This window comes from Candidatus Burkholderia verschuerenii (genome assembly GCF_001189365.1).
Lineage (GTDB): Bacteria > Pseudomonadota > Gammaproteobacteria > Burkholderiales > Burkholderiaceae > Caballeronia > Caballeronia verschuerenii.
In genome coordinates, this window is the sequence record NZ_LFJJ01000408.1 from 1 (window position 1) to 1,147 (window position 1,147).

The following is a 1,147-nucleotide window of genomic DNA, read 5'->3' on the forward strand; positions in this document are numbered from 1 at the left end:
CGCTCCACGCTTCCTCCCCACGGTCGGTCGCCCTTCCGCAGTTGCGCTTCACTTCGCTCGCTGTGGTCAACTTGCGGCGGGACTTGTACCCGCAAGAGTGCGCCCATGCTGGGCGCACAAAAAGGCCCCGCGAACTTCGCGGGGCCTTTGGGTCTTTTAAACCCTTTTCCGGTCCTGAAGCCCGTGCAGTGCGCTTACGCTGCTGCCGGGACGACGACGACCGTATGCTTACGTCCAGCGCCCTTGGTCACGAACTTGACGTGGCCGTCGGTCAGCGCGAACAGCGTGTGATCCTTGCCGATGCCGACATTGTCACCCGGGTGCATGCGCGTGCCGCGCTGGCGAACGATGATGCCGCCTGCGTTGATTGCCTGGCCGCCGTACACCTTCACGCCGAGGCGTTTCGACTCGGAGTCGCGGCCGTTGCGGGAAGACCCGCCTGCTTTTTTGTGTGCCATTTGCTTAGCTCCTTAACCGATGCGCTTACGCGTTGATCGCGTCGATGCGCAGTTCGGTGTAGTTCTGGCGATGGCCAACGTGCTTTTGGTAGTACTTCCGGCGACGCATCTTGAAGATGGTCACTTTGGCATGACGACCTTGGGACATAACGGTAGCCTTGACGGAAGCCCCACTGACCAGCGGCGTACCGAACTTAATCGATTCGCCTTCGCCTACTGCGAGAACCTGGTCGAGCGTGATTTCTGCGTCAATGTCTGCCGGTATCTGTTCTACTTTCAATTTTTCGCCGACAGCAACCTTATACTGCTTGCCGCCGGTTTTTATGACCGCGTACATTGAGAACCTCACTCTGAATTCATCTTTCCTGATACTTCGGGAAATGTCGAAAATTTTCCACACACCGCGCGGAGGAAAACACGCGATTATACATAGGGTTACGTGCCGCGTCAAAGACCTTGACCGTTCCATTTTCGAGAGACGGCGGGCACGCCGCTTGTGTCTCGCATGTGTCGCGATAGGCACTCGATCCTCGGCGAAAACCGTCCGATTGTCCTAGCAAAGTCCTAGGTCCTGTTTACATTTAAGAGCGGCCCGAAGGCAGACACGATGGAGACAAAGGTGAGGTAGCTGTGGGCGAGTTTGTCATATCGAGTGGCGACGCGACGAAAATGCTTGATACGCTTAAAGA

Annotated in this window: 2 protein-coding genes and 1 pseudogene; all 3 read right to left on the reverse strand. The window is 56.8% G+C overall.

Translation table 11 applies throughout. The features are described 5' to 3' along the window. Positions 1-194: 194 nt before the first annotated feature. Positions 195-458: a 50S ribosomal protein L27 gene (gene rpmA, locus BVER_RS29235; protein WP_050456188.1), complete on the reverse strand. Its 264-nt coding sequence runs from the start codon at positions 456-458 to the stop codon at positions 195-197. A 25-nt stretch (positions 459-483) separates the two neighbouring features. Next, on the reverse strand, positions 484-795 hold the full coding sequence (rplU, locus tag BVER_RS29240; RefSeq protein ID WP_050456189.1) for a 50S ribosomal protein L21: 312 nt from the start codon (positions 793-795) through the stop codon (positions 484-486). Between the two features lie 227 nt (positions 796-1,022). Next, positions 1,023-1,147: pseudogene (locus BVER_RS33170) on the reverse strand (IS5/IS1182 family transposase); the annotation flags it as partial.

Coding starts and splice junctions, on each gene's coding strand:
- rpmA (WP_050456188.1), bottom strand. CDS start 458: ATGGCACACAAAAAAGCAGGCGGGTCTTCCCGCAACGGCCGCGACTCC.
- rplU (WP_050456189.1), bottom strand. CDS start 795: ATGTACGCGGTCATAAAAACCGGCGGCAAGCAGTATAAGGTTGCTGTC.